Here is a 24,020-nt window from a genome sequence, read left to right as displayed (position 1 = left end):
GCGGCGCTACTGACGTTTGCGTCAACCATAAGGGAGCTATCGCAATGCGCAATCTTTTCAGTGTCGAGGGCAAGAATGTCCTGATTACCGGCGGCTCGCGCGGCATCGGCGAAATGATCGCGCGCGGCTATATCGAAAACGGCGCCAATGTCTTCATCTCGTCGCGCAAGGCCAATGTCTGTGATGGCATTGCCGAGGAACTTTCGAAGCACGGCAAATGCACCAGCCTGCCGTTCGACCTGTCCGAAATGGCCGGCGTCGAAGGCCTCGCCGCCGCATTGGCGGCAAAGGTCGACAAGCTCGACGTGCTCGTCAACAACGCCGGCGCCAGCTGGGGCGCGCCGATCGACGAGTTCCCCGAAAGCGGCTGGGACAAGGTCATGGACCTCAACGTCAAGTCGGTGTTCTTCCTGACCCAGAAGCTGCTGCCGCAACTGCGCGCCGCCGCGACCGCCGCCGCCCCGGCCCGCGTCATCAACATCGCGTCGATCAACGGCCTCGCGCCGTCCACGCTCGAAACCTATTCCTATTCGGCGTCGAAAGCCGGCGTCATCATGCTCACCCGCCAGCTGGCGAAGCGGCTGGCTGGCGACCACATCCTCGTCAACGCCATCGCGCCGGGCCCGTTCCCGAGCCAGATGATGGCCGCAACGCTCGCCACCGCCGGCGATGCCATACGCGCCAGCAACCCGCTGAAGCGCATCGGCCAGCCCGAAGACATCGCCGGCGTGGCGATCTTCCTGGGGTCGCGGGCGTCGGCGTATACGACCGGCGCGGTCGTGCCGTGCGACGGGGGGATTGCCGAGGTTTAAGAGCCTCCGGCGGGCAGGGGCTTGCCCCTGCACCCAAATATTGGGTCAGTGCCAACTACGCGGCGCGGCGATTGATGCACCGGCGCAAGTATCGGGTGCAGGGGGCAAGCCCCTGCCCGCCGGAGGCCCTTCACTTCGCCAGCCTGTATCCCACGCCAGGCTCGTTGAGGATCAACCGCGGCGCTGCGGCATCGGCTTCGAGCTTGGCGCGCAGCCCGCGCACGGTGACGCGCAGATATTCGGTGCTGGCTTCGTGCGCCGGGCCCCAGACGCTGCGCAGCAGCTGGCCGTGGGTGATGACGCGGCCGGGGTGTGCAGCGAGCGCGGCGAGCAGGCCGTATTCCTTGGGGGTCAGGTGGACTTCGGCGCCGCTGCGGCGGACGCTGCGTGCATCGAGGTCGATTTCGACATCGTCGACGCGCACCACTGCGGCGCTGGTTTGCGTGGCGCGGCGCTGGCGCAGCGCAGCGCGGACGCGCGCCAGCAGCTCGTCGCTGTCGAATGGCTTGGTGACATAATCGACTGCGCCCAAATCGAGCGCCGCGACCTTTTCCTCGACCGATTCGCGCGCCGACACGACGATGACGGGCACGGCGCCGAGCAGCGGCAGCAGTTCAAGCCCGTCGCGGTCGGGCAGGCCGAGGTCGAGCAGCACGAGGTCGGGCTTGTCGATCGGCAGCACGCTCAGCAGTTCGCGCGCCGTCACCGCTTCGGCAATGACGTAGCCGGCTCGTTCGAGGCTGGCACGCAGCAGCCGCCGGATGTGCAGTTCGTCATCGACGATCAGGATGCGCGCGCCGGTCATGGCGCCGCCGCTAGCAGCAACGGCGCGGGCAGTTCCAGCGTGAACGCCGCGCCACGTGCTTCGGTACGGTTGGCGGCACTTACGCGCAGCCCCATCGCTTCGGCAAAGCCCTTAACGATGGCGAGCCCGAGCCCGGTGCCGCCGATGCGGTCCGATCCTTCGAGGCGCGTGAAGGTATCGAACACCCGCGCTTCGCTGCCCGGCGGCAGGCCGGGTCCGGCATCGCACACCGCCAGCGTCAAACCGTCGCCGTGCTTCGCGGCAGCAATGGTCACTGGCGCACCGGCGCCGTGGCGGCGGGCGTTGTCGATGAGGTTGATCAGAATGTGGTGGAACAGCTGCGCATCGAGCCGCACCAGCGGCAAGTCGGCGGCAACATCGACCTTCACGTCTTCACCGCCGCGGACGTCGCGCAGTGCGGCGGCCACTGCATCAACCAGATCGACGGGTTCGAGGTTGAGCCGGATCGCGCCGGCTTCGATGCGCACCATGTCGAGCAGATTGGCAATATAGCGGTCGAGCCGCCGTGCCTCGCTGTCGAGCGTCGCGACCAGCGCCGGGTCGGCAGCGGTCGCGCGCAGTTCCGCCGATGCCGCCAGTATCGCCGTCAGCGGTGTCCGCAAATCATGCCCGACTGAAGACAGCAGCGCCCCGCGCAACCGGTCGCGTTCGCGCAGCGCGGCGACGTCGTGCAGTTCGCGCGCCAGCGCAGCGCGTTCGAGCGCCAGTGCCGCCTGCGTCGCGATGCTGGCGAGCAAAGGGTCATCGCCGTCAACCGGTGCGCGCCCGTCGCCGCGCGCCAGCCCAAGCGCGCCGACCACCCCCGACGGCGTCGGCAGCGCGACAAAGCTCCAGTCGGCGGCCTGCAGCGTCGCCGTGCCACGGCCGCTGCGACCGCCGCTTTCGATGCAATGTTGCGCCGCCTGCAGATCGAGCCCGGCCAGCCGATCGAACGGCGGCGCGGCGGCGAGCGGCACGTCGTGCCCGCGCAGCACCACCAGCGCATCGGCATCGAAGATGCGTGCGGCTTCGGCGCAAATGGCATGCGCCAGTGCCACTTCGTCGCTGCTGCCGGCGAGTTGCCGCGCGAAGCTGGCGAGTGCGGCATTGCGCATTGCCGCCGCTTGCGCATCGCGCGCCTGGCTCCGCAGTTGCGCGGTCAGCCGGCTGGTGAACACGGCCACCGCCAGCAGCGCGATGACGGTGACGATGTTCTCATTGTCATCGATGCGCAGCGTGCGGAGCGGCGGCACGAAGAAGAAGTTGTACGCCAGCGCCGAGGCGATGCCGGCAATGATGCCCTGCCCCAGCCCGTGCAGCCGCGCCGCGACCGCGACCGGCACCAGATAGAGCAGGTCCATAGCCGATGTCGGGATGCGGCCATGCGAGGCCAGCCCGATGCCGGTCACCGCAGCCACCATGAGCAGCGTTTCAGCGGTCGCGCGGAGTTCGATGCGGTTCACGGGGTGCAGCCTATACCGTGCCGCCCGCGTCAGCCAGCACCCGACGCGACCTTTACGCAATCCTTATGGCTTTGGCGCCGGTCACCCCGCGCATCCTTACGCCCGTTGGGCGCAATGCAGCGGTCAATGCAACCAGCAAGGATGCCCACAGTGGCCAGTACCAGTATCGCGCCTGAAAGCTCCCCCGCGCACCACGCCCCGCGTGACGGCCTCGCGACGCTGGCGATCGGTGCCATCGGAGTTGTGTTCGGCGATATCGGCACCTCGCCGCTGTATGCGCTGAAGGAAAGCTTCATCGGCCAGCACCCGCTGCCGGTCGACCAACCGCACATCTTCGGCGTCATCAGCCTGGTGTTCTGGACGATGATGATCGTCGTGACGCTAAAATACGTGCTGATCATCCTGCGCGCCGACAACCGTGGCGAAGGCGGCAGCCTGGCGCTGCTGGCGCTGGTGTCGCGTCACCTCGGCACGACGCGCTGGTCGCCGTTCGTCATCCTGCTCGGCGTGCTGGCGACGGCGCTGTTCTACGGCGACGCGATCATCACACCGGCGATTTCGGTTTTGTCGGCGGTCGAGGGGCTGACAGTTGTCGATGGCCGGCTGGCGGCGCTGGTGCTGCCGCTTTCGATCGGGATTCTGGTCGGGCTTTTCGTCATCCAGGCGCACGGCACGGCGCGCGTCGGCAACATCTTCGGGCCGGTGATGCTGGTCTATTTTGCGGTGCTGGCGGTGCTCGGTGTCACCAACATCGTCGTTCACCCCGACATCCTCGGCGCGCTCAATCCGTACTGGGGCTTCCACTTCTTCCTGCTCAACCCCGGCCTTGGCTTTCTGGCGCTCGGCGCCATCGTGCTCGCGGTGACCGGCGCCGAGGCGCTCTATGCCGACATGGGGCATTTCGGCCGCCGGCCGATTGCGCTGGCATGGCTGTGGATCGCCTTCCCGTGCCTGATGCTCAACTATATGGGCCAGGGCGCGCTGCTGCTGACGACGCCCGCCAGCGTTGCCAACCCCTTCTACCTGATGGCGCCCGAATGGGCGCGGCTGCCGCTGGTCGGGCTGGCGACGCTCGCCACCATCATCGCCAGCCAGGCAGTGATTTCGGGTGCCTTCTCGGTGACGCAGCAGGCGATCCAGCTCGGCTTCCTGCCGCGGCTGCGCATCCTCCACACCAGCGCGCGCGCTGCCGGACAGATCTATATCCCGATGGTCAACTGGTCGCTGCTGGCACTGGTCATCGCGCTCGTGCTCGGCTTCGGCACCTCGACAGCGCTGGCGTCGGCGTACGGGATCGCGGTGACCGGCACGATGTTCATCACCAGCTGCATGTTCGGCATATTGGCGTTCACTGTATGGCGCTGGAACCGTTGGCTGGCGGGTGCATTGACGGCATTGTTCCTGACGGTGGACGGCGCCTATTTCGCCTCGAACCTCACCAAGATCCCCGATGGCGGCTGGTTCCCGCTGCTCGTCGGCGCGATTGCCTTCACCTTGCTCACCACCTGGGCGGCCGGCCGCAAGCTGATGCGCGAGCGCCTTGCCGAAAGTGCGCTGCCGCTGCCGCTGTTCGTCAAGTCGGCGCAGACTTCGGCGGTGCATGTGCCCGGCACCGCGGTGTTCCTCGCGGCGAGTGCCGAAGGCGTGCCGCCGGCGCTGCTTCATAACCTCAAGCACAACAAGGTACTCCACGCCCGCAACATCATCCTGACCGTGGCGATCGACGACATCCCGCACATCCCTGCGGCCGAGCGCACCTCGGTCAAAGAGCTCGGTGATGGCTTCTGGCGCATTGTCCTGCGCTACGGCTTCATGGACGATATCGACGTGCCCGCCGATCTGGCCAAGGTCGAAGGCTGCGGCGCCGGCTTCCGCATGCTGGAGACCAGCTTCTACCTCGGCCGCGAGACGCTGATCAGCAGCGCGCATCCCGGCATGTCGGCTTGGCGTGAGCAGTTGTTCGCGCTGATGATGCGCAATGCCGAGCCGACGATGGCCTATTTCAAGCTGCCGATTAACCGTGTCGTCGAGCTCGGCAGCCAGGTCGCGATCTAGGCCTTGCGCGCCGCATCGAGGAACGGCTTCGCCATTGACCGGGCCAGTGTATGCGGGTCGCGCGCGTTGAACGCGCGCACCTCGATGGCATGGCGGTCGGTGTCGTGTTCGGCGATGTTGCGGCGCACCGCGAGCAGCCCGGCACGCGCAATGTCGCGCGGGGAGGCCTTGTCGATGCCGGTGACATGGTCGGCCATGCGGGTATCGACCGAGCCGACGATCAGCGCCGATAGCTGCGTGCCCTGCGGCGCCAGCTCGGCGCGCAAACAGTCCGATGCGGCGCGCGCCGCGAACTTCGACGGGCTGTAACCGCCCATCACCGGCACCGCGACGATGCCGCCCGCCGACAGCACATTGACCACCGCGCCGCCGCCATTGGCCTTGAGTATCGGCGCAAACGCCCGCACCATCGACACCATGCCGATGTAGTTGGTGTCGATTTCGCTGCGCAGCGCCGACAGGTCGGGCGCGGTCAGCAACGTCGTCATCGCAAAGGCGCCGGCGTTATTGACCAGCAGGTTGACGTCGGTGCACCGCGCAGCGGCGGCGGCAACCTGATCCTCGCGCGTCACATCGAGTTCGATCGCCACCAGTCGTGGGTCGCGGCTGGCTGCTGCCTGCGCATCGGCCAACTGCCGCGCCGCGACATAGACCCGCGCCGCGCCGGCTTCGAGCAGCTCGGTGACAAAGCCTTCGCCAATGCCGCGGTTGCCGCCGGTGACGATGGCGGTGCAGCCTTCGATATTCATGGCCATGGTCGCTTCCCCTTGTTTGCTTGCCGCATCATTGGCGGCAGCGCTGCACCCAAGTCAATCACCCGCCATCGACCTTGCCCTGCCCGCGCAACGTCAATATCACTGGCGGATAAATTCACGGCAGCGCGACCGTTGCGACGCTGCCGGACCATTTGGGATGATGCCATGAAACTTGAAACATTCCCGCGCGTGAAGTCGTCGCTGCAGCCGAGCAACCACCCCTATCTCAACGGCGCGTGGACGCCGCAGCATGAAGAGGTCACCGCGACCGACCTCGATGTCATCGAGGGCAAGATCCCGACCGACATCGACGGCGTCTATCTGCGCAACACCGAGAACCAGCTGCACCACCCGCTCGGCCGCTACCATCCGTTCGACGGCGACGGCATGATCCACCAGATCGACTTCCGGAACGGCACCGCCAGCTACCGCAACCGCTGGGTGCGGACGCGCTGCTTCCAGGCCGAACAGGAAGCCGGCGGGTCGATCTGGGGCGGGCTCGCCGACGGTCCCGCCGTGTCGAAGCGCCCGGGCTTCGGCGCGCACGGCGGGCTCAAGGACAGCTCCTCGACCGACATCGTGGTGCATGCCGGCAAGGCGATTTCGACCTTCTACCAATGCGGCGAAGGCTATGTGCTCGACCCCGAAACGCTCGAGCAGTCGGGGCTGGCGCCGTGGGTGCCGCTCGACGGCATTTCGGCACATCCCAAGGTCGATGAAGCGACCGGCGAGCTGCTGTTCTTCAACTATTCGGTGCATGCGCCCTACATGCACTACGGCGTCGTCAATGCGGCAGGTGAGCTCACCAACTATGTCGAAATCCCGCTGCCCGGGCCGCGCCTGCCGCACGACATGGCGTTTAGCGAGCATTGGTCGATCCTCAACGACATGCCGCTTTTCTGGGATGCCGAGCTACTCAAGCGCAACATCCACGCGGTCAAGCAGCACCCGTTGCCGACGCGCTTCGCGCTGATCCCGCGCCACGGCACCCCCGACCAGATCCGCTGGTTCGACGCCGCGCCGACCTATGTGCTGCACTGGCTCAACGCCTATGAGGAGGGCGACGAAGTCATCCTCGACGGCTACTTCCAGGAGAATCCGGTCCCCAAGCCGCTGCCCAACGAAGACGGCTACGGGCACCTGATGGCCTATGTCGATGAGCACAGCTTCCGGCCCAAGCTGCACCGCTGGCGCTTCAATCTGGCGACCGGCAAGACCGCCGAACAGCGCCTCGACGACCGCATCCTCGAATTCGGCATGTTCAACCAGCGCTACGCCGGCAAGCCGTATCGCTATGCGTACAGCACCACCACCAAGCCCGGCTGGTTCCTGTTCAACGGCTTCGTCAAGCACGACCTCGTCAACGGCCAAAGCTGGTCGCTCAACCTGGCGGAAGGCCGCTACGCCAGCGAAGCACCGTTCGTCCCGCGTATAAATGCCAAGTCGGAAGATGACGGCTATCTGGTGAGCTTCATCACCGACGAGAACACCGGCACCTCGGAATGCATCCTCGTCGATTGCCTGAACTTCGAAGCCGGGCCGGTGTGCCGCATCGCACTGCCGCACAAGATCAGCAGCGGCACGCATTCGACCTGGGTCGACCGCAGCGAACTCGACAAGGCCCGCGAGGCCGATTCCGCCAGAAAGGCCGCATGATGACCGACGCCGAAAAACTGGCCTTCGCCGAAAAATTCCTCGGTGCCATCGAAAGCGGCGACACCGACACGGTGCGCGCCTGCTACGCCCCCGATGCGCAAATCTGGCACAACAACGACGGCGTCACGCAGACCGTCGAGCAAAACATGAAGGTGCTCGGCTGGTTCATGGCAAAACTGCCCGACCGCCATTACCGCCTCGTCCGCCGCGTCGCGCTTCCCGACGGCTTCCTGCAGCAACATGTGCTGGAGGCGACGCTGCCCGACGGCACGCGCTGGGAAATGCCGGCGTGCGTCATCGTCCGCATCGAAAACGGCCGCATCACCCGGCTCGACGAATATCTCGATTCGGCGCACGCCAAGGCGCTCAACGTCCTCGGGCGCTGAGCACGGCAGTCCCGCAGCCACGACGAATTTCCGGCCAGCGGATATCCCCGCCCCGGTCCATCGCTCCAGTACTGACCCCCACCGCCACGGTGGAGATAATCCTCTTCCCGATGACGGCGTCCTTGGGAGGGTTGCTGGGCCATCGGGAAGAGGCAGGCTTTGTGACGTTGATCGGGATAGCCGGTTGCGGAGGACGTTGTGCGGTTTCTTACGCCGCTAGTACTAGGGTCAGCACTGGTTTCAGTACAAAGTTTAGCACTAGGGTAGAGGTGTCCTCCTTGGAACACTTGGAGCTGAAGTTCCCGATCCAACAGAGCGCGGGGCTAAAAAGCGCGGCGGTGAGACGTCACGCCCGGGAACGCAAGTGGCGATCGTGAGCCCGGACAGGTTGGACGAGGAACTCCCATTCCTCGCCGTCTTGAATGACCTATTAACCGATTCGGTTCGTAATGTCAAGTGAAATCGCGCGAACGGCCTCCCTCTCCCCGGTGGGGAGAGGGCGACTCGCGCCACTTGGCGCGGCGGGGTGAGGGGGTACGACGCACAAGATTGCAGCACCCATCTCCTTCAACACCGCCGCCGAACCCCCTCACCCGGGCCGGCTTCGCCGTCTCTCGCCTCTCCCCAACGGGGAGAGGGGGGATTCGACCGGGATGTGGCGTTTAGCCCGCCTTGTCGCGCAACCCCGCGTGGCGCCTGAGCAACGGCGCTACCATCGGCGTCGTCAGCATTGTGCTGCCCACCGCCATCAGCAGCAGCGCGGTGAAGGCCTCGGCAGTGATGACGTGCTTGTCGAGCAGGATGTTGGCGAAGATGATCATGATCAGCGCCTTGGTCTGCAGCAGCCAGCCGACCAGCGCCGCCTCGCCCTTTTGCCAGCCGAGGATGCGACCGGCGATGTGGACGCCCGCCAGCTTGCCCGCCACCGACACCACCAGCAGCAACGCTGCAGCTCCGAACACCGCCACACCGCCGACATCCCAGTTGGTGCGCAGGCCGGTGCTGAGGAAGAACACCGGCATCAACGCCAGCAACACGGTTTCGCGGAAGCGGTCCATGCGCGCCTGGTCGAACCAGCGCGCTTCTATCACCGCGCCCGACAGGAACGCCCCGACCATGAAATGCAGCCCGGCCCAGTCGGCGGCAAAGCCGCAGCCGATCAGCCAGACCAGCGCGATAAACCAGCGGTCGTTTTCGGCCAGCCGCGGCAGCAAGCGGCGCAGCGCGAAGCCGGCGACGGCGAACAGCAGCAGAAACGCGACTTGCCGCCCCATGCGTTCCCAATCGACCAATATCGCTGCGAGCACGCCCCAGATGGCGATGTCGTCGAGGCTGGCATAGCGCAGGATGCGTTGGCCGAGCGGCTGGCGCAGGATGTCGAGCTTTTCCATGAACAGCACCAGAATCGGCAATGCCGTCACCGCGCACGCCATGCCGATGCCGATGACGAACTGCCACGGCGCCGCCTTGTCGCCGATCCAGCCGCTGCCGAACTTGAGCAAAACCAGCGCCGCCGCCGCGCCGAACAGCAACGGCATGCCGAGCGCCAGCCCGGCGGTGACGCCAGTCTCACGGCGCCGCTGCCATGCCGCGCCAAGGTCGAGCTCGACGCCAGCGACCCAGACGAACAGCATCACCGCCCACCAGGCGATGCCGTTCAGCGCCGCAATCACCGGCTTGTCGAAGACGAACGCATAGTAATCGGGGAACGCCGCGCCGAGCACGCCGGGGCCGAGCAGGATGCCGCACAGGATCTGCACGACGACCAGCGGCGCATAATATTCGGTGCGGCCGAGCCGCCAGATGGCGATCGGCACGACGAAAATCAGCAACATCGCCAGCAGGAAAACTTCGGTCGTCGACATCGGGCCTCTCAGGCAGCAAGCGCCTGCAATACGCGATGCCGGCGGGTCAGGCGATATCGAAGCGCACGCCGCCGATGCGGATGGTGCCGTCAGGGCCGATGACGCCGGCGGCTCGCGCGCGGCGCCGGATTTCCGCCGCATCAGCCACCTTGAGCGTGACCGCCGCCACCAGCGTCGGCGCGCCCGCGGCCGCCGATTCGAAGCGGATTTCGCCGTGCTTCAGCGGCAAGACCAGCGGATCGGCGGCACTGGGCGCCGTGCCGAGCAGCGTCGCCCAGCGCGCCGCCAGCGCCGGTGCATCCGCCGCCGAAATCGTCACAGCCGCCAGGTCGAGCACGTCGGCCGTCCGCGCGTCGCGCCAGTCGGGCCCGGCAGGCATCCAGTCGCCATAGGGTTCGAGGTAATCGGGCGCACTGCGCTGCTGGTCGATCGACGTCAGCACGCCACCGAAATCGGCCGGGTGGAAATGCGAGGCGCGGTAGTCGCCGCTGTCGAGATCATCGACGACGCGCACGCCGAGTCCGGTGACGCGGGCGCGCTCCGCCTCGGCATCGGCGGCCTGCAGGATGACCATATAGCCGGCGTCACCGCCGCGCCGGTCGATGAAGCGCCCGGCCGAGGCATCGGCTTGCACCGGCTCGACAATCTCCAGGAACCCGGTGCCGGCGGGCAGCACGGCGTTGCGTAGGCCGTAGTGATGGATGTGCGGGTCGTTATACGCGACCTTCAACCCGAACACCGCCGCCAGTTCTGCCGCCACCTCGTCGAGCCGCCGCGACGCCAGTGCCACTTGCCTCAATCGCATCGTCATTCCTCCTGTTAGCGGGTCGGCCCGGTCCATGGTGCAAAGCGCGGCGGCCGCCGTTCGACGAACGACATCGCGCCTTCGGTGGCGTCGGGGTGGCGCAGCACCGTCGCCATCAGCCGGTCAGCCTCATGCGCGGCGGTATCGAAATCGGTCTGCAGATGGCGCAGCAACTGCGCCTTCATGTGTGCCAGCGATTGCGGTGCGCAGTGCGCGGCGAGATCATCGACATAGGCCTGCACAGTCGCAATCAGCGCATCATCGGGCACGACACGATCGACGAGGCCGAGCCGCAGCGCCTCGGTCGCGTCGATCTTGCGCGAGCTCCACAGCACATCGAGCGCGCGCGACAGCCCGATCAGCCGTGGCAGCAGCCAGCTCATGCCGTGCTCAGCAATAAGGCCGCGCTTGGCGAAAATCGTCGAGATGGTCGCGGATTCGGCCATGAAGCGCATGTCGCACATCATCGCCAGCACGAAGCCGCCGCCGGCGACGGTGCCGTTGATCGCGGCAAGCACCGGCTTCGAAATGTCGAGCAGGAAGCTGAACAGGGCGGGACGCGCGCGCACGGTTTCGGGCTCGGCGGCAGGTGCGCCACTACTGGTGCTATCGACCAAAATGCTCATGTCGATGCCGGCGCAAAAGCCGCGCCCGGCGCCGGTGATGCAGATGGCGATGACGTCGGGGTCGCGCTCGGCGGCTTCGGCATAGGCTTTGACCGCGGCAATCATCGGCAGCGTCAGCGCGTTGAGCGCATCGGGCCGTTCGAGCCGGATCAGCGCCATGCGCCCCTGCTTCGCGTACGAAACCTCGTCAGCCATATCCGCTCCAACCCCATGCCGGGCCGGACATCCGCTTGGCGCGGCTTTGCCCGACCGGTCAGCGGCGATGATATCCACGCGAACCCCGCAACGGGCAAGCGGCGATTGGCGCAAATTATTGACACGCCGCCGCGCACCGGTGCAATCGCCGCGGCAAGGGTGGCGCAGCGACCACCCGCCTTGGGAGTTGAACACGATGCAATTTGTCAGGCGCGATGCGCCCCGAGGACGGGCATGAGCGCCTCCCCGCTCGCGGCGGCACAGGTCGCCGCCTATCTGTCGCGGATATGGGGCACGCCGGTCAGCATCGACGCACTGGCGCGCATCCCCGGCGGCGCCAGCCGCGAAACCTACCGCTTCGATGCGACCGCCGACGGCAAGCTCCACCAGCTGATCCTGCGCCGCGATCCCGGCGCCAGCCTGATCGACACCGAAAGCGAAACCGAATTCCGCGCCTATCAAAGCGCCTGGGGCACCGTGCCGGTGCCGCGCGCCGTCGCGCTCGAAGCCGCCGGCGCCGAACTCGAACGACCGTTCTTCATCATGGAGCGGGTCGAGGGCGGCGAAGTCGCCTCGGCGTTTGCGCGCGCCCCGTTCGGCGACCATGGCGAAGCGCTGGGCGAAGCGTTCTTCAGCGCGCTCGGCCGGCTGGCGGCACTCGACCCCGCGAACACGCCGCTCGGCCAGCATCTGCCGACGCCGGCGCCTGACGAAGCATGGCGCATCGCGCTCGACTATTGGGAAGGCGTGCTCGACGAGGACCAGCAGCGCCCGCTGCCGGTGGCGCGCGCCGCGATTCGCCGGCTGCGCGCCAATCCGCCACCACCGGCGCAGAAAATCGCCATCGTCCACGGCGACTATCGTTCGGGCAATGTCATGCACGACGGCCGCGGCGGCATGCTGGCGATGTTCGATTGGGAAATGGCGCATCTGGGCGATCCGGTCGAAGACCTCGGCTGGGCGCTCGATCCGATCTGGGATCATTTCGAACCCGGCCGCGTCTGCGGCATGACCGACCGCGCCCGCGCGCTGGCGCATTGGGAAGCCGCGAGCGGGCTCAAGGTCGATCCGCGCGCGATGCGCTGGTGGTCGCTGTTCAATTCGGTCAAGGGCCGCGCCATCTGGACCTCGGCGTTCAAGACCTTTGTCGATGGCGGCCACACCGACCCCATCCTCGGCGTGTCGGGCTGGTACACCGCAGTGCGCCAGGACAGCATCATTGCCGCGCAGCTGGAGGCCTTTTCATGAGCGAGTTGAGCGATGTACTGACCGGCGCCGGGATCGTCGGTATCGGCGCGGGGCAGCTGGCCGCCGAACATGACGCCTTCGGCGGCTCGAAGATGCTCGTCGCAGGGCTGCTCGCGGTGCTCGGCGCGCAGGAGGCCGACAAGGCGGCGGCGTGGCGGCTGGCCGACATCCGCGCGATGCAGGCGCTGCTCGGCGACGCGGCACCGGCTGTCGGTGTCGGCCTTACGCTGACCGAGCTCGATGCTGCCTGGTCGACGCTGTCCGACGCGCTGATCGCTCATCATGCGCGCATCGAAGCCGCTGGCGACCGCGCTGCCGACGCGGAAATCCTGAAATTCTACGTCGAAAGCTGCGCGCGCCGAGATCTCGTTTGGCCGATGTAGCCCGCAAATACAAAGCCGGCCGGTGATGGTTCACCGGCCGGTTTAAGTATCAATCTGGATGTTTGGTGCGCCCGGAACGATTCGAACGTCCGACCCTCAGATTCGTAGTCTGATGCTCTATCCAGCTGAGCTACGGGCGCGAGATGGCGGCTGATAGAGGGTCAGCGCGGCTGATGCAAGCCCCTGCTTGCAGCTAATTGCACCGGGGTCTAGGAACCTGCCGATGCGAAGCCTGATAATCGTTGCGCTGATCGCGCTCCCCGCCTGTGCGCAGTCGAAAGACAAATGGCCGAGCCTGGCGCCGCGCGCTATCGAATCAGCGACGCCGGGCAGCGCCGCACCCGCGCAGCCCGCCAGCGTCTCGGCCCCTGCCGCCGCCGTCATCGACGCCAATGCCCGGCTGACCGTCATCGGCCGCGAGGTCGATACGCTCGAAACGCGCTGGAACCTGCAGTCCAAGGCCACCACGACCGCCGTCGCCGCCGCCAAGGGCAGCGCGCCGAGCAGCGAGGTCTGGTCGACGGCGCAGCTCGAACTCACCCGCCTCAACCAGCTCGGCAACCAGATCGACGACATGCGCGTGCGGCTCGACCGTATCGCCGGGGATTTGGCGGTGGCGGCGAATGGTGGCGCCGATGCGCGCGCTTCGATTGCGGCAACCGGCGCGATGATCGCGCGCGTGCAGGCGCTGGGTGCGCAGCATAGCGCGGCGTTCCGGGCGGCGGATGCGGCGTTGCCGCGCTAGGTCCAAGGGCCTCCGGCGGGCAGGGCCTCGGGCCCTGCACCCAAAATTTGAATGATCGGGTGCAGGGGCTAGCCCCTGCCCGCCGGAGGCCCTTAGGCCTACCCGAACACCCCGCGCCGCGTCGCGCGCGCCACCAGATCCGCCGCCAGCGTCCCGAGCACCGCGAGCGTCACCGCATCGACCGGCGGCGTTCCCGGTGCAGCGGTCGACAGTGCGAAAATCGAATCGCCGTCGAACGGCGTGTGGATCGGCCGCACGGCGCGTGCCAGTCCGTCCTGCGCCATTACCGCGATGCGCTGCGCCTGCGCGCGGGTCAGCGGGGCATCGGTGGCGAAGGCGCCGATGCAGGTGTTGAATGACGCTGCCAGCGCGCGGCCGGTGGCGTGTTTGGGCAGCGGCACGGCGCCTTCGGGGGGTGCGCCTGTGTAGACCTCGCCGTAGCTGTTAACCGCAACCAGCGCGCCGAGCGTGTAGCCATTCCAGCGCAGTGCGACCGAGCCGATGCCACCCGGCCGGCTGCCGGCGGTGGCGCCGAATCCCGCGCCGACCGGCCCGCTGGCGTCATTCCCCAGCGCCGCAAGCGCCGCCAGTCCGAGCGCCGGATAGGGGTTGGCCGCCCAGGCCTTGTCGCCACCGTTGTTGAGGTCGAACAGCCCGGCGGCCGGCACCACCGGCACCGCGCGCGCGCCGGCGGCGAGCCCGACTCCACGCTGCGACAGTTCGAACACCACCGCGTCCGCCGCCGCCAGCCCGAAGACCGAGCCGCCCGACAGCACCAGTGCATGGACGCGCTCCACCAGATTGTGCGGCGAAAGCGCCTCGGTCTCGCGCGTGCACGGGCCGCCGCCGCGCACATCGACCGCCATGATCACCGGCACGTCGGGCACGATGACGGTGGTACCGCTGCGGATGCCCGCGTCATGCGCGTGGCCGACGCTGATGCCCGGAACTGCGCTGAAATGGTCGCTTGCCGCGGCTTCGGGGGGTGGAAACTGGCTCATCCGCGCCATCGTGCCGCAGGCGGCATACGATTGCCACGCACAAAGTTTGCCGCACTGTGCAATAAAGCGGCCTGTCGCGCGTTTGCGAAGCAGTATACATTGTTGCAGTTCCGAGGAGACGAGCATGGCGACCGCGCACATCAACCGGATTGGCACCGCCGTCCCGCCGCATGACGTCCACGAACCGTTTGTGCGTTTCGTCGAAGGTTTCATGACCGAGCGCCGCGACCAGATGATCTTCAAGCGCATGGTCAGCCGGTCGGGCATCGAACGGCGGTTTTCGTATTTCGAGCCCGTCACCGACCCCGACGGCTTCATCGCCGATACCGAGGGCTTCTATACGCCAGGCAATTTCCCCGGCACCGCCGCACGCATGGCGCGGTTTGAAAAGACCGGCCCGCAACTGGCGATGCAGGCGCTCGACGCGCTCAACCTCGACGGCGAGCGCGAGCGCATCACGCATCTGGTGGTGGCATCGTGCACCGGCCATATCGCGCCGGGCATCGACCAGCTCATCGTCAAGGCGGCCGGGCTCAACCCCGGCGTCGAGCGCACTGCGGTGGGTTTTATGGGCTGCTACGCGGCGGTCAACTCGCTGCGGCTGGCGCATCATTTCGTGCGATCGGAGCCGCATGCGCGCGTGCTCGTCGTCAACCTCGAGCTGTGCACGCTGCATTTCCAGCAGACCGGCAACATCGAGCAAATCCTGTCGATGCTGCTGTTCGGCGACGGCTGTTCGGCGACTTTGGTGACCGCCGACGAAACCGGCATCGCGCTCAAGGATTTCCGCGCCACCACGATCGAGGATTCGAACGAGGCAATCACCTGGCGCATCGGCGACCAGGGCTTCGACATGCATCTGTCGGGCGAGGTCCCGGGCCGCATCCAGCGCGCGCTCAAGTTCGAGAACGAGCGCAACGACGACACCGGGCTACTGCGCGGGCTGCGGCCGGCGGACTATGACGTCTGGGCAGTGCACGCCGGCGGCCGCACCATCCTCGACGCGGTGGAGACCGGCTTCGAGCTGGCGCCCGATACGCTGAACTGGTCGCGCGGCGTGCTGCGCGACTTCGGCAACATGTCGTCCGCGACGCTGATGTTCGTGCTGCAGCGTATCCTCGCCGCATCGGGCACGACGGTCAAAAAGGCCGCCGACGGCTTCGCGGTGGCGTTCGGCCCGGGGCTGGCGGCCGAAAGCTTCCGATTCAAGATGGTCGGTTGACGTGCGCAGTTTCGCCGCCCGCTCGACCGAAGACGAGTGGATGGACGGCGAGGACGTCACCACTGCCGACTTTGCCGCGCTGATCCATGACCTCGCCATCGTCAACACGGTGACGCTGGCGCGGCGGCCGACATTGAGCTGGCTCAAGCGCGCGGCGCGCGACCTCGACCATTTCAGCCTTGTCGATGTCGGGTCGGGCGAAGGCGACATGCTGCGCGCGGTGCACGCCTGGGCGACCAAGGCCGGCAAGACCTGCACGCTGACCGGCATCGACATCAACCCGCGCAGCGAGGCCGCCGCGCGCGCCGCGACCGACTCGGCGCTCGGCATCGACTATGTCACCGCCGACGTCTTCGACTACCGGCCTGCCACGCGCCCCGACTTCGTCGTCAGCGCGATTTGCACGCACCACATGCCAGACGCGCTGGTGGCGCGCTTCCTCGCGTGGATGGACGCTGCTGCGGCGCGCGGCTGGTACAACAGCGACCTGCGCCGCCACTGGTTCGCCTATTACGGTTTCGGACTGCTCGCCCGCGTCGCGCGCTGGCATCCGACGGTGGTGCATGACGGGCAAGTTTCGGTGGCGCGGTCGTTCACGCGGGACGAGTGGGAGGCGCTGATTGCCGCGTCGGGTATCGACCGGCAGGGCGTGTCGCTGACGAATGAATTCCCGTTCCGGCTGTGTGTTGGTCGTATCCGGTGACCGAGACTGTCATCATCGGCGGCGGGCTGGCGGGCGCGGCAGCGGCGACGCTGCTGGCCCACGCCGGCAAGCCGCCGTTGCTGCTCGAACGCGACGCCGCGCCGGCTGACAAGATCTGCGGCGAATTCCTGTCGACCGAGGCACAGGCGCATCTGGCGGCACTGGGCTTCGATGTCGGACGCCTCGGCGGCGCACCGATTAGTCGTATCCGGCTGGTCGCCGGCGCGCGCAGTGCCGAAGCCGCGCTGCCGTTCACCGCGATCGGCGTTTCGCGGCGCGTCCTCGATGCGGCGTTGCTCGACCATGCGGCAGCGGCGGGCGCCGAAATCCAGCGCGGCGTTAGTGTGCGCGGCATCGACGGCGGCAGCCTCGCCACCAGCGCCGGGCCGGTCAACGCCGGGACTGTCCTGCTCGCCAGCGGCAAGCATGAAGTGCGCGGGGCAGCACGGGACACCAAGGGAACCATCGACGACCTGATCGGCTTCAAGCAATATTTCCGCGTCGATGCCGCCGCACATGCCGCGCTGGCGGGCATGATCGAGGTGCATCTGTTCGACGGCGGCTATGCCGGGCTGCAGCTCATCGAAGGCGGCGTCGCCAACCTGTGTCTGCTGGTGACGCGCGCGCGCTTCGCGGCGCTGGGCCGCAACTGGGACGCGCTGTTCGCGGCGCTGATGACCGAGCCGCTGCTCGCCCGCCGGCTGGCGGATGCGCAGCCGCTGCTCCCCAAGCCGCTGACGATTTCGGGCGTGCCATACGGCTTCATCCACCACGCCAGCCCCACCGACCCCGCACGGCTGTTCCGCATGGGCGACCAGGCCGGCGTCATCCCGTCGTTTTCAGGCGACGGCATGTCGATCGCGCTGCATTCGGGGCGGCTGGCGGCGCATGCGGTGGCGGCGGGTGCCGATGCCGCGACCTACCACGCGCGGCTGCGCGGCGACGTGGCGCGGCAGATCCGCCTCGCGACCTGGCTGCAGCGCGCCGGCTTTTCCGGCATCGGCCAGCGGCTGATGATCGGCGTCATCGGCATCGCCCCGGCGCTGCTCGGCGCGATTGCCGGCGCGACGCGCGTGCCCGAACCTGCACTCAAGCGCGCCGGACTGGCGATTTCCTGAAATCAACATTTGGCAAGCGCCGTCTGCGCTGCCATCGTGCCCCGACGCACCACGAATGTGGGCCAATGATTTCGGGGAAGGACGTTCGCCATCAATACGATGACCGATACCGCTGTGCCGGCGCGCGCCAAGGGGCTCGGGCTGCCGGCATGGAGCTGGGCGCTGTTTCAGGGCGCCCGCGACCCCTATGTCATCCTGATCACCATCTATATTTTTACCCCCTATTTCGTCACCACCGTCGTCGGTGACCCGGTCAAGGGCCAGGCGCTCGCGGCGTCGGCCGCAAAATATGCCGGCTGGGGCGTGATGCTGCTGGCGCCGATTCTGGGCGCCACCGTCGACCGCATGGGCAGCCGCAAACCGTGGCTCGCCGGCGTGATGATGCTGCTCATTCCATTGATTTTCTCGCTGTGGTGGACGCTGCCCGACGGCTCGGGGCTGAGTCCGATGACAGTGGTGACGATCACCGCGATCATCGGCGTATTGTTCGCCTTTACCGAGACGCTTCATAACGCGCTGCTGCTGCCCGCCGCCGGCATGGCGCGCGCGGGCGCGACATCGGGGCTGGCGCTGGCGTTCGGCAATTTCGTGTCGGTCGGCATGCTGATTTTCGTGCTGTGGGCGTTCGCGCTACCCGGTGTCGTCGACTGGAGCTTCATTCCCAAGGTGCCGATGTTCGGGCTCGACATCGCCGCGCACCAGCAGGACCGCATCGTCGCGCCGATTGTTGCAGTCGCCATGGCAATCGGCGTGCTGCCGCTGTTCCGCTTCGTCCCCGATGTGCCGCGCACCGGCATGCGCTTCGGCAATGCGGTGATCGAAGGCGCCGCCGACCTGGTCAACCTGTTCAAGGAAGCCCGCGGCCACCGCGACGCGATGATCTTCCTCGGCGCGCGCATGCTCTACACCGACGGGCTGACCGGCATCCTGGTGTTCGGCGGCGTCTATGCTGCGGGCGCGATGGGCTGGGGCACGCTCGAGCTGCTGATGTACGGGCTGCTGCTCAGCATCGTTGCCGTCGGCGGCGGGCTGCTCGGCGGCTGGCTCGATGGGCGCCTCGGGCCGAAGGTGGCGCTGCGGCTCGAAATCACCGGTGTCATCATTTCGCAGCTGATGACGCTCGGCATGACGCGCGACACCTTCTTCTACCAGCCGTGGCCGGCCGCTGACCATGCGCCGATCTGGGACGGCCCGATGTTCCGTACCATGCCCGAAATCGGCTTGCTGCTCGCGGGCTTCGTCGCGGCAATCACCGTGACCTCGGCCTATGCATCGTCGCGCACCATGCTGACACGCGTCGTGCCGCGCGACCGCGTCGGGGTGTTCTTCGGGCTGTTCGTCATCTCCGGCACCGCGACGAGCTGGCTGGCGCCGATGCTCGTCGAAATGGCCACCGAAGCCGGCAAGTCGCAGCGCATCGGCCTGCTGCCGATTTCGGGGCTGCTGCTGCTCGGGCTGATCGGGCTGTCATTCGTGCGTGGCGGCGGGCGCGTGGATCACCACGACGATTAGCCGCATGCCCCACGCTTGATTGAACCGGGCGATTGCGCGATGCTGCCATCCGGCTCGACATTCGAAAGGGCAACGCCGATGGCCAAGAAGCTCGACGACCTCGCCACCGAACTCAAGCAGACGGCTGCCAAGGCGGCCGAAGACGCCACCGAATTCCTGGCGCGCGAAGACACCCAGCAGACCATCAAATCGGTCAAACAAAAGGCCGGCGAGACCTATGACGACGCCGCCGAAGTCATCAACCGCGCCAACAAGTTCGGGCTCGGCAAGGACGTGCTGCCATTCGCATTGATCGGCGCGGCGGTGGCCATCCCCATCCCGGTGATCGGGCCGTTCATCGGCGGTGCCATCGGCGCGGCGATCGGTGCGTGGCGCGGCAGCAACCGCGCGGAGACCGCGCCGGATGCCGTCGTCGGTGCCATCGAAGCCACCCCGACCAGCGTCAAATCCAAACCCAAGGCGAAGAACGCCGATGTCGTTGCCGAAATCATGCGCTTCGGCGAACTGCGCGACAAAGGCTTGATTACGCAGGCTGAATTCGAGGCGCAGAAGGCGCGGCTGCTCGGCGAAGGTTAAGGGCCCCCGGCGGGCAGGGCCTTGGCCCTGCACCCATCAATTTGCGTGGGTGCAACAATTCAGGTGTCGGCTGTGGTGGCACTGCCCCAAACTATCGGGTGCAGGGCCAAGGCCCTGCCCGCCGGAGGCTCTAACCCTCAGTCCGCAATCGACTCGGTCGGATACACGCCCCACAACTGATTGCGCGGGATGTAGCCGCCCTTGCCGTCGCGGGTGATGCGGCACCAGGCGGCTTCGCACAGCGTCACGCTGACAATCGCGCCGGGTTCGATGCGCCAGACCGGGCGCGCCTGCAGGTCGGGGCCTTCGTAGAGCGTGCGGATGTTGCGCGTGACGATGGCGTGGCGCTCGCCGGTGAGCAGGTTCTTGTTCATCCAGCCGATGGTGCCGTCGCTGTCGCGGAGCTGGCGCCAGATGCCCCATTCCTTGATGACTTCGACGGGCAGCCCGGCGCGGACATATTCCCAGGCGATGGGGTATTGGTCGCCCGGGCCGGTGCGCAGATAGGCCTTTGACGGCTTGATCGACACGAAGCGCGGCACCGCCAGCCCCGAACGGCCATCGGCGAGTTCCTCGGCCGCGACCGGCGCGGCAGTCAATAAAATCAGGGCGATCCACAGGCGCATGATTTTGTCTTAGCGCGTTCGCACCGAAATAACAGCGCCTGTGTGCAGCAGGTGGCGCAGCGCCACGCTTGACGCGTGCGGGGCGGCTTAGTAGCGCTTGTGCCATGCCCAAAACCGCGCGCCCCAAGGTCATTGTCAGCCGCCGCCTGCCGCAGGCGGTCGAAACGCGCATGGCCGAACTTTTCGATGTCGAGCTGAACTTCGACGACACGCCGTTCGACCAAGCGCGACTGATCGATGCGGTGCGCCGCGCCGATGTGTTCGTGCCGACCGTCACCGACCATGTCGATGCCGCGGTGCTGGCGGAGGCGGGCGAGAAGCTCAAGCTCATCGCCAATTTCGGCGTCGGCATTGATCATATCGACCTGCATGCGGCGCGCGAGAAGAACATCGTCGTCACCAACACGCCCGGCGTGCTGACCGACGACACTGCCGACATGGTGATGGCGCTGATCCTGTCGGTGCCGCGCCGCATTGCCGAGGGCGAAAAGATCATCCGCGAGGGCAGCTGGGCCGGCTGGTCGCCGACCGGCATGCTCGGCCACCGCATCACCGGCAAGCGGCTAGGCATCATCGGCATGGGCCGCATCGGCCAGGCCGTTGCGACGCGCGCGCGCGGCTTCGGGCTCGCGGTGCACTACCACAACCGCGAGCGCCTGCCCGCAAGTGTCGAAGCAGGGCTGGAAGCGACATGGTGGCCGACGCTCGAGGCGATGCTGACACGCGTCGACATCGTGTCGATCAACTGCCCGCACACGCCCGAAACGCACCACCTCATCAACGACAAGGCGCTGCGGCTGATGCAGCGCCACGTCTACCTCATCAACACCGCGCGCGGCGAAATCGTCGATGAAGCGGCACTCGCGGCCGCACTGTCGCGGCGCGGCATCGCGGGCGCCGGGCTCGACGTGTTCGAGCATGAGCCGAAGATCCACCCCGACCTGCTCAACCTGCCCAACGTCGTGCTGGTCCCGCACATGGGTTCCGCCACGTTCGAAGGCCGCCAGGCGATGGGCGACAAGGTCATCGCCAATATCCAGGTCTGGAAGGATGGCCACCGGCCGCCGGACCAGGTTTTGGAAGGTTGGGTTTAACCCCTTCACAACCCCCGCAAAGGGCGTACACTCCGAGGCTCAACCCACTGGGAGAAGCCCCATGAACCCTGCTCGCCTCGCACTCACCGCCGCCGTTTTCGCCGCCGCGCTGAACACCGCTGCCTGCGAAACCAAGACCGGCAAGGGTGCCGCAGTCGGCGCCGCCGGCGGGCTTGCCGTGGGTGCGATTACCGGCAACCCGCTGGCGGGCGCTGCCGTCGGTGCTGCCGGCGGGGCGATCACCGGCGCGATCCTCAGCGACAGCGAAAAGAAAAAGGGTTGCTACGTCAACAACCAGAACCAGAAGGTCTGCCCGCGCTGAGTGGGCGACGGAACTCTTGGTGACGCCAACGGTTGAGTGGATGTAAATTCCTCAACCGGAGCGTCTCATGACAATTAACAGTTTCCCACGCGCGATCATGATGTCCGCGCTGCTCGCCGCCAGCCTCGGCACGACGGCGTGCGCGACCAAGACGGGTACCGGTGCGGCCATCGGTGGCGCTGGCGGGCTTGCGGTCGGTGCGTTGACGGGCAATCCGCTGGCGGGCGCGGCAGTCGGTGCGGCCGGTGGCGCGATTACCGGCGCGATTCTCGATAGCAATGACAAGAAGAAGGGTTGCTACATCAACAACCACAACCAGAAGGTTTGCCCGCGGTAGAGCGGGCCGCAGCTAAACCTAGCAATCCACCCCGCTCATCCCGAGTGAAGTCGAGGGACACGCCCAACCGTCGGTGTGTCCCTCGACTTCGCTCGGGATGAGCGGGGTGGTTTCAGTTTGAAGGCGGCAGATGTGAAGCAGCCGCTTGTGCGCCACCTGCGCTACGCGCCGGTCAGGATGCGATCCACCAACTGCTTCACAGTCGGCACGAACCCGTTCGAATAAAACGGGTCCTGCTTGAACCGATAGGCGCTATGCCCACCGAACATCAGATTCTGTTCGGTATCGCCGCCGTGTGCGATGTCCTGCAGGGTTTTCTGGATGCAGAAGCTGCGCGGGTCGGCGAGCTTGCCCGTCGTGTAGGTGTCGTAATCCTTCCACGCCGAAAAACCGCAGTGACTGAGGCAGCCCATGCAGTCCGACTGGTCCTGGCGGATGATGTCGCGGTCGGCGGGCGTCACGAACACCAGCGTGTTGTCGGGGGTCTTGAGCGCTTCGGTATAGCCCTCGCCCGCCCAGCCGCGTGCCTGCAGCAGCGCGTCGCGGTTGACGTAATATTTCTTCCGCCCCACGCCGACATCGAGCAGCAGCGGATGGTCGACGGTTTCGACCGCGGAAAACGCGATCTGGCGTTCGGACCGTGCTTCGAGCGCCCGCAGGAACGGGTTGCGCACCGCGCTTGAGTAAAATCCGGTCGGCGAGAACTGGTGCAGCAGGATGTCACCTTCCTCGAGCGTCATCAGGCGCTGTTTCCAGCCTTCGGGGATCGGGCTTTCGACCGTGAGCAGCGGCCGCGTGCCGAACTGGAACACCACCGTGCCCAGCTCCGGATTGTCGAGCCAGTGCGTCCATTCGTCGAGCCGCCAGACGCCGCCGGCCATGACGATCGGCACCTCGTCCGAAATGCCGCATTCGCGCATCACCTTGCGCAGCTCGACGCAGCGCGGATACGGGTCCTGCGGCGCGCGCGGGTCTTCGGCATTGGAAAGCCCGTTGTGGCCACCCGCCAGCCACGGGTCTTCATAGACCACGCCGCCCAGCCACGCCGATTCCTTCGAATAGGCGCGCTTCCACAGTGCACGGAACGCCCGCGCGCTGCTGATGATCGGGTAATAGAAAACCTGGTGATACGCCGCGAGCTCGGACAGCTTGTACGGCATGCCGGCGCCGCAAGTGACGCCGTTGACTAGGCCCTTGGCGCCTTCGAGCACGCCGACCAGCACCTGCTGCGCGCCGCCCATTTCCCACAGCACGTTGACGTTGATCGCGCCGATACCCTTCGACAGCGTGCCCTCGGCCATTTCATAGGCGCGGCGAACCTGCTGGACGCCGCCGTCGATGCCGTACTGGATCAGCTGTTCGTGGCGCTCGCGCCGCGTCATCTGCTCATAGACCTGCCGGATGATTTTACCCTCGGCGTCATAGCTGTCGGCATTGACCGCCGAAATCGTCCCGACGCCGCCGGTCGCCGCCCAGGCACCCGACGATTTGTGATTGGTCGCAGCAACGCCTTTGCCACCTTCAACCAGCGGCAGAACCTCGCGACCGCCCATGCGGAGTGCGCGCAACCCATTCAACATCGAAACGACCTTCTACGGTGCCGGACATCCCGGCTCGCGCACTCTATAGCGCGGCTTTGCCGAAATGCTTAGCTGAAAGCGACGGAAATGGAATTGAAGGGCCTCCGGCGGGCAGGGTCGCAGACCCTGC

24 protein-coding genes and 1 tRNA gene are annotated in these 24,020 nt (G+C 66.8%); 15 read left to right on the top strand and 10 right to left on the bottom strand.

The genetic code is table 11. The annotated features are described in order from the left end of the window. Window positions 1–38: 38 nt before the first annotated feature. Window positions 39–812 carry an SDR family oxidoreductase gene (locus tag EUV02_RS10910; protein ID WP_424022193.1) on the top strand — a complete coding sequence of 258 codons (774 nt, stop codon included), beginning with the start codon at window positions 39–41 and terminating at the stop codon, window positions 810–812. A 130-nt stretch (window positions 813–942) separates the two neighbouring features. Here EUV02_RS10910 and EUV02_RS10905 read toward each other — a convergent pair whose 3' ends face one another. Beyond that, window positions 943–1,617, bottom strand: a complete 675-nt coding sequence (locus tag EUV02_RS10905) for a response regulator (RefSeq protein WP_135246243.1) — start codon at window positions 1,615–1,617, stop codon at window positions 943–945. Further along, window positions 1,614–3,080, bottom strand: coding sequence for a DUF4118 domain-containing protein (locus tag EUV02_RS10900; protein WP_135246242.1), 1,467 nt, complete (start codon window positions 3,078–3,080; stop codon window positions 1,614–1,616). The genes EUV02_RS10905 and EUV02_RS10900 overlap by 4 nt, the downstream gene beginning before the upstream one ends. Window positions 3,081–3,221: 141 nt before the next feature. Between EUV02_RS10900 and EUV02_RS10895 the strand changes: the two genes are divergently transcribed. Next, window positions 3,222–5,135, top strand: coding sequence for a potassium transporter Kup (locus tag EUV02_RS10895; protein WP_243445864.1), 1,914 nt, complete (start codon window positions 3,222–3,224; stop codon window positions 5,133–5,135). Here EUV02_RS10895 and EUV02_RS10890 read toward each other — a convergent pair. Beyond that, the gene (locus tag EUV02_RS10890) at window positions 5,132–5,890 is read right to left on the bottom strand and encodes an SDR family NAD(P)-dependent oxidoreductase (RefSeq protein ID WP_243445863.1); all 759 of its coding nucleotides are present in this window, start codon (window positions 5,888–5,890) and stop codon (window positions 5,132–5,134) included. The two genes, EUV02_RS10895 and EUV02_RS10890, sit on opposite strands and share 4 nt — an antisense overlap. Window positions 5,891–6,055: 165 nt before the next feature. Here EUV02_RS10890 and EUV02_RS10885 point away from each other — a divergent pair, with 165 nt between their 5' ends. Next, on the top strand, window positions 6,056–7,546 hold the full coding sequence (locus EUV02_RS10885) for a carotenoid oxygenase family protein (RefSeq protein WP_135246240.1): 1,491 nt from the start codon (window positions 6,056–6,058) through the stop codon (window positions 7,544–7,546). Continuing rightward, the gene (locus tag EUV02_RS10880) at window positions 7,543–7,932 is read left to right on the top strand and encodes a nuclear transport factor 2 family protein (protein WP_207790158.1); all 390 of its coding nucleotides are present in this window, start codon (window positions 7,543–7,545) and stop codon (window positions 7,930–7,932) included. The genes EUV02_RS10885 and EUV02_RS10880 overlap by 4 nt, the downstream gene beginning before the upstream one ends. A 662-nt stretch (window positions 7,933–8,594) precedes the next feature. Here EUV02_RS10880 and EUV02_RS10875 read toward each other — a convergent pair. The 3 genes from EUV02_RS10875 to EUV02_RS10865 are packed head-to-tail and all read right to left on the bottom strand — an operon-like array spanning window position 8,595 to window position 11,423. Then, window positions 8,595–9,797, bottom strand: a complete 1,203-nt coding sequence (locus EUV02_RS10875) for a cation:proton antiporter (protein ID WP_135246239.1) — start codon at window positions 9,795–9,797, stop codon at window positions 8,595–8,597. Window positions 9,798–9,843: 46 nt separating this feature from the next. Beyond that, window positions 9,844–10,602 (bottom strand): VOC family protein, encoded by a 759-nt coding sequence (locus tag EUV02_RS10870; protein WP_166430597.1) that lies wholly within the window; start codon window positions 10,600–10,602, stop codon window positions 9,844–9,846. A 14-nt stretch (window positions 10,603–10,616) separates the two neighbouring features. Then, entirely contained in the window at window positions 10,617–11,423 is an 807-nt protein-coding gene (locus EUV02_RS10865) for an enoyl-CoA hydratase-related protein (RefSeq protein WP_135246237.1), read from the bottom strand. Between the two features lie 234 nt (window positions 11,424–11,657). Here EUV02_RS10865 and EUV02_RS10860 point away from each other — a divergent pair, with 234 nt between their 5' ends. Continuing rightward, entirely contained in the window at window positions 11,658–12,671 is a 1,014-nt protein-coding gene (locus tag EUV02_RS10860; protein WP_135246236.1) for a phosphotransferase family protein, read from the top strand. Beyond that, window positions 12,668–13,054, top strand: coding sequence for a hypothetical protein (locus EUV02_RS10855; protein ID WP_135246235.1), 387 nt, complete (start codon window positions 12,668–12,670; stop codon window positions 13,052–13,054). The genes EUV02_RS10860 and EUV02_RS10855 overlap by 4 nt, the downstream gene beginning before the upstream one ends. A gap of 63 nt (window positions 13,055–13,117) precedes the next feature. Here EUV02_RS10855 and EUV02_RS10850 read toward each other — a convergent pair. After that, window positions 13,118–13,194: transfer RNA gene (locus EUV02_RS10850), tRNA-Arg, on the bottom strand. Between the two features lie 83 nt (window positions 13,195–13,277). Here EUV02_RS10850 and EUV02_RS10845 point away from each other — a divergent pair. Then, entirely contained in the window at window positions 13,278–13,799 is a 522-nt protein-coding gene (locus EUV02_RS10845) for a hypothetical protein (protein ID WP_135246234.1), read from the top strand. Between the two features lie 98 nt (window positions 13,800–13,897). On the opposite strand, the gene EUV02_RS10840 is transcribed toward EUV02_RS10845, so the two are convergent. Beyond that, window positions 13,898–14,800 (bottom strand): P1 family peptidase, encoded by a 903-nt coding sequence (locus tag EUV02_RS10840; protein ID WP_135246233.1) that lies wholly within the window; start codon window positions 14,798–14,800, stop codon window positions 13,898–13,900. A gap of 124 nt (window positions 14,801–14,924) precedes the next feature. Here EUV02_RS10840 and EUV02_RS10835 point away from each other — a divergent pair, with 124 nt between their 5' ends. From EUV02_RS10835 to EUV02_RS15800, 5 genes are all read left to right on the top strand, one after another. After that, window positions 14,925–16,022 carry a type III polyketide synthase gene (locus EUV02_RS10835; RefSeq protein ID WP_135246232.1) on the top strand — a complete coding sequence of 366 codons (1,098 nt, stop codon included), beginning with the start codon at window positions 14,925–14,927 and terminating at the stop codon, window positions 16,020–16,022. A gap of 1 nt (window position 16,023) precedes the next feature. Beyond that, the gene (locus EUV02_RS10830; protein WP_243445862.1) at window positions 16,024–16,725 is read left to right on the top strand and encodes a methyltransferase domain-containing protein; all 702 of its coding nucleotides are present in this window, start codon (window positions 16,024–16,026) and stop codon (window positions 16,723–16,725) included. Further along, entirely contained in the window at window positions 16,722–17,843 is a 1,122-nt protein-coding gene (locus EUV02_RS10825; RefSeq protein ID WP_135246231.1) for an FAD-dependent monooxygenase, read from the top strand. Before EUV02_RS10830 ends, EUV02_RS10825 begins: the two co-directional genes overlap by 4 nt. A gap of 99 nt (window positions 17,844–17,942) precedes the next feature. Further along, window positions 17,943–19,355: an MFS transporter gene (locus EUV02_RS10820; RefSeq protein WP_135246230.1), complete on the top strand. Its 1,413-nt coding sequence runs from the start codon at window positions 17,943–17,945 to the stop codon at window positions 19,353–19,355. Window positions 19,356–19,370: 15 nt separating this feature from the next. Next, entirely contained in the window at window positions 19,371–19,931 is a 561-nt protein-coding gene (locus EUV02_RS15800) for an SHOCT domain-containing protein (protein WP_207790157.1), read from the top strand. A 137-nt stretch (window positions 19,932–20,068) separates the two neighbouring features. Here EUV02_RS15800 and EUV02_RS10810 read toward each other — a convergent pair whose 3' ends face one another. Continuing rightward, window positions 20,069–20,557, bottom strand: a complete 489-nt coding sequence (locus EUV02_RS10810) for an SH3 domain-containing protein (RefSeq protein ID WP_135246229.1) — start codon at window positions 20,555–20,557, stop codon at window positions 20,069–20,071. Window positions 20,558–20,661: 104 nt separating this feature from the next. On the opposite strand from EUV02_RS10810, the gene EUV02_RS10805 reads away from it, so the two are divergent. The 3 genes from EUV02_RS10805 to EUV02_RS10795 all read left to right on the top strand — a co-directional run bounded on the left by EUV02_RS10805 (window position 20,662) and on the right by EUV02_RS10795 (window position 22,310). Continuing rightward, window positions 20,662–21,651 carry a 2-hydroxyacid dehydrogenase gene (locus EUV02_RS10805; RefSeq protein WP_135246228.1) on the top strand — a complete coding sequence of 330 codons (990 nt, stop codon included), beginning with the start codon at window positions 20,662–20,664 and terminating at the stop codon, window positions 21,649–21,651. A 61-nt stretch (window positions 21,652–21,712) separates the two neighbouring features. Beyond that, window positions 21,713–21,973: a YMGG-like glycine zipper-containing protein gene (locus EUV02_RS10800; RefSeq protein WP_135246227.1), complete on the top strand. Its 261-nt coding sequence runs from the start codon at window positions 21,713–21,715 to the stop codon at window positions 21,971–21,973. A 67-nt stretch (window positions 21,974–22,040) separates the two neighbouring features. Next, entirely contained in the window at window positions 22,041–22,310 is a 270-nt protein-coding gene (locus EUV02_RS10795) for a YMGG-like glycine zipper-containing protein (RefSeq protein WP_135246226.1), read from the top strand. Window positions 22,311–22,471: 161 nt separating this feature from the next. Here EUV02_RS10795 and EUV02_RS10790 read toward each other — a convergent pair whose 3' ends face one another. Beyond that, entirely contained in the window at window positions 22,472–23,890 is a 1,419-nt protein-coding gene (locus EUV02_RS10790; RefSeq protein WP_135246225.1) for an NAD(P)H-dependent flavin oxidoreductase, read from the bottom strand. Window positions 23,891–24,020: the final 130 nt, after the last annotated feature.

This window comes from Glacieibacterium arshaanense, from assembly GCF_004681125.1.
In the GTDB taxonomy this organism is placed as follows: domain Bacteria; phylum Pseudomonadota; class Alphaproteobacteria; order Sphingomonadales; family Sphingomonadaceae; genus Polymorphobacter_A; species Polymorphobacter_A arshaanense.
This window is presented reverse-complemented; position numbering and strand designations above follow the sequence as displayed.

Excerpts from the sequence above, each read along its gene's own strand:
- EUV02_RS10905 (WP_135246243.1), bottom strand. The coding sequence starts at position 1,617 with ATGACCGGCGCGCGCATCCTGATCGTCGATGACGAACTGCACATCCGG.
- EUV02_RS10895 (WP_243445864.1), top strand. The coding sequence starts at position 3,222 with ATGCCCACAGTGGCCAGTACCAGTATCGCGCCTGAAAGCTCCCCCGCG.
- EUV02_RS10890 (WP_243445863.1), bottom strand. The coding sequence starts at position 5,890 with ATGGCCATGAATATCGAAGGCTGCACCGCCATCGTCACCGGCGGCAAC.
- EUV02_RS10885 (WP_135246240.1), top strand. The coding sequence starts at position 6,056 with ATGAAACTTGAAACATTCCCGCGCGTGAAGTCGTCGCTGCAGCCGAGC.
- EUV02_RS10880 (WP_207790158.1), top strand. The coding sequence starts at position 7,543 with ATGATGACCGACGCCGAAAAACTGGCCTTCGCCGAAAAATTCCTCGGT.
- EUV02_RS10875 (WP_135246239.1), bottom strand. The coding sequence starts at position 9,797 with ATGTCGACGACCGAAGTTTTCCTGCTGGCGATGTTGCTGATTTTCGTC.
- EUV02_RS10870 (WP_166430597.1), bottom strand. The coding sequence starts at position 10,602 with ATGCGATTGAGGCAAGTGGCACTGGCGTCGCGGCGGCTCGACGAGGTG.
- EUV02_RS10865 (WP_135246237.1), bottom strand. The coding sequence starts at position 11,423 with ATGGCTGACGAGGTTTCGTACGCGAAGCAGGGGCGCATGGCGCTGATC.
- EUV02_RS10860 (WP_135246236.1), top strand. The coding sequence starts at position 11,658 with ATGAGCGCCTCCCCGCTCGCGGCGGCACAGGTCGCCGCCTATCTGTCG.
- EUV02_RS10855 (WP_135246235.1), top strand. The coding sequence starts at position 12,668 with ATGAGCGAGTTGAGCGATGTACTGACCGGCGCCGGGATCGTCGGTATC.
- EUV02_RS10845 (WP_135246234.1), top strand. The coding sequence starts at position 13,278 with ATGCGAAGCCTGATAATCGTTGCGCTGATCGCGCTCCCCGCCTGTGCG.
- EUV02_RS10840 (WP_135246233.1), bottom strand. The coding sequence starts at position 14,800 with ATGAGCCAGTTTCCACCCCCCGAAGCCGCGGCAAGCGACCATTTCAGC.
- EUV02_RS10835 (WP_135246232.1), top strand. The coding sequence starts at position 14,925 with ATGGCGACCGCGCACATCAACCGGATTGGCACCGCCGTCCCGCCGCAT.
- EUV02_RS10820 (WP_135246230.1), top strand. The coding sequence starts at position 17,943 with ATGACCGATACCGCTGTGCCGGCGCGCGCCAAGGGGCTCGGGCTGCCG.
- EUV02_RS10810 (WP_135246229.1), bottom strand. The coding sequence starts at position 20,557 with ATGCGCCTGTGGATCGCCCTGATTTTATTGACTGCCGCGCCGGTCGCG.
- EUV02_RS10805 (WP_135246228.1), top strand. The coding sequence starts at position 20,662 with ATGCCCAAAACCGCGCGCCCCAAGGTCATTGTCAGCCGCCGCCTGCCG.
- EUV02_RS10800 (WP_135246227.1), top strand. The coding sequence starts at position 21,713 with ATGAACCCTGCTCGCCTCGCACTCACCGCCGCCGTTTTCGCCGCCGCG.
- EUV02_RS10795 (WP_135246226.1), top strand. The coding sequence starts at position 22,041 with ATGACAATTAACAGTTTCCCACGCGCGATCATGATGTCCGCGCTGCTC.
- EUV02_RS10790 (WP_135246225.1), bottom strand. The coding sequence starts at position 23,890 with ATGTTGAATGGGTTGCGCGCACTCCGCATGGGCGGTCGCGAGGTTCTG.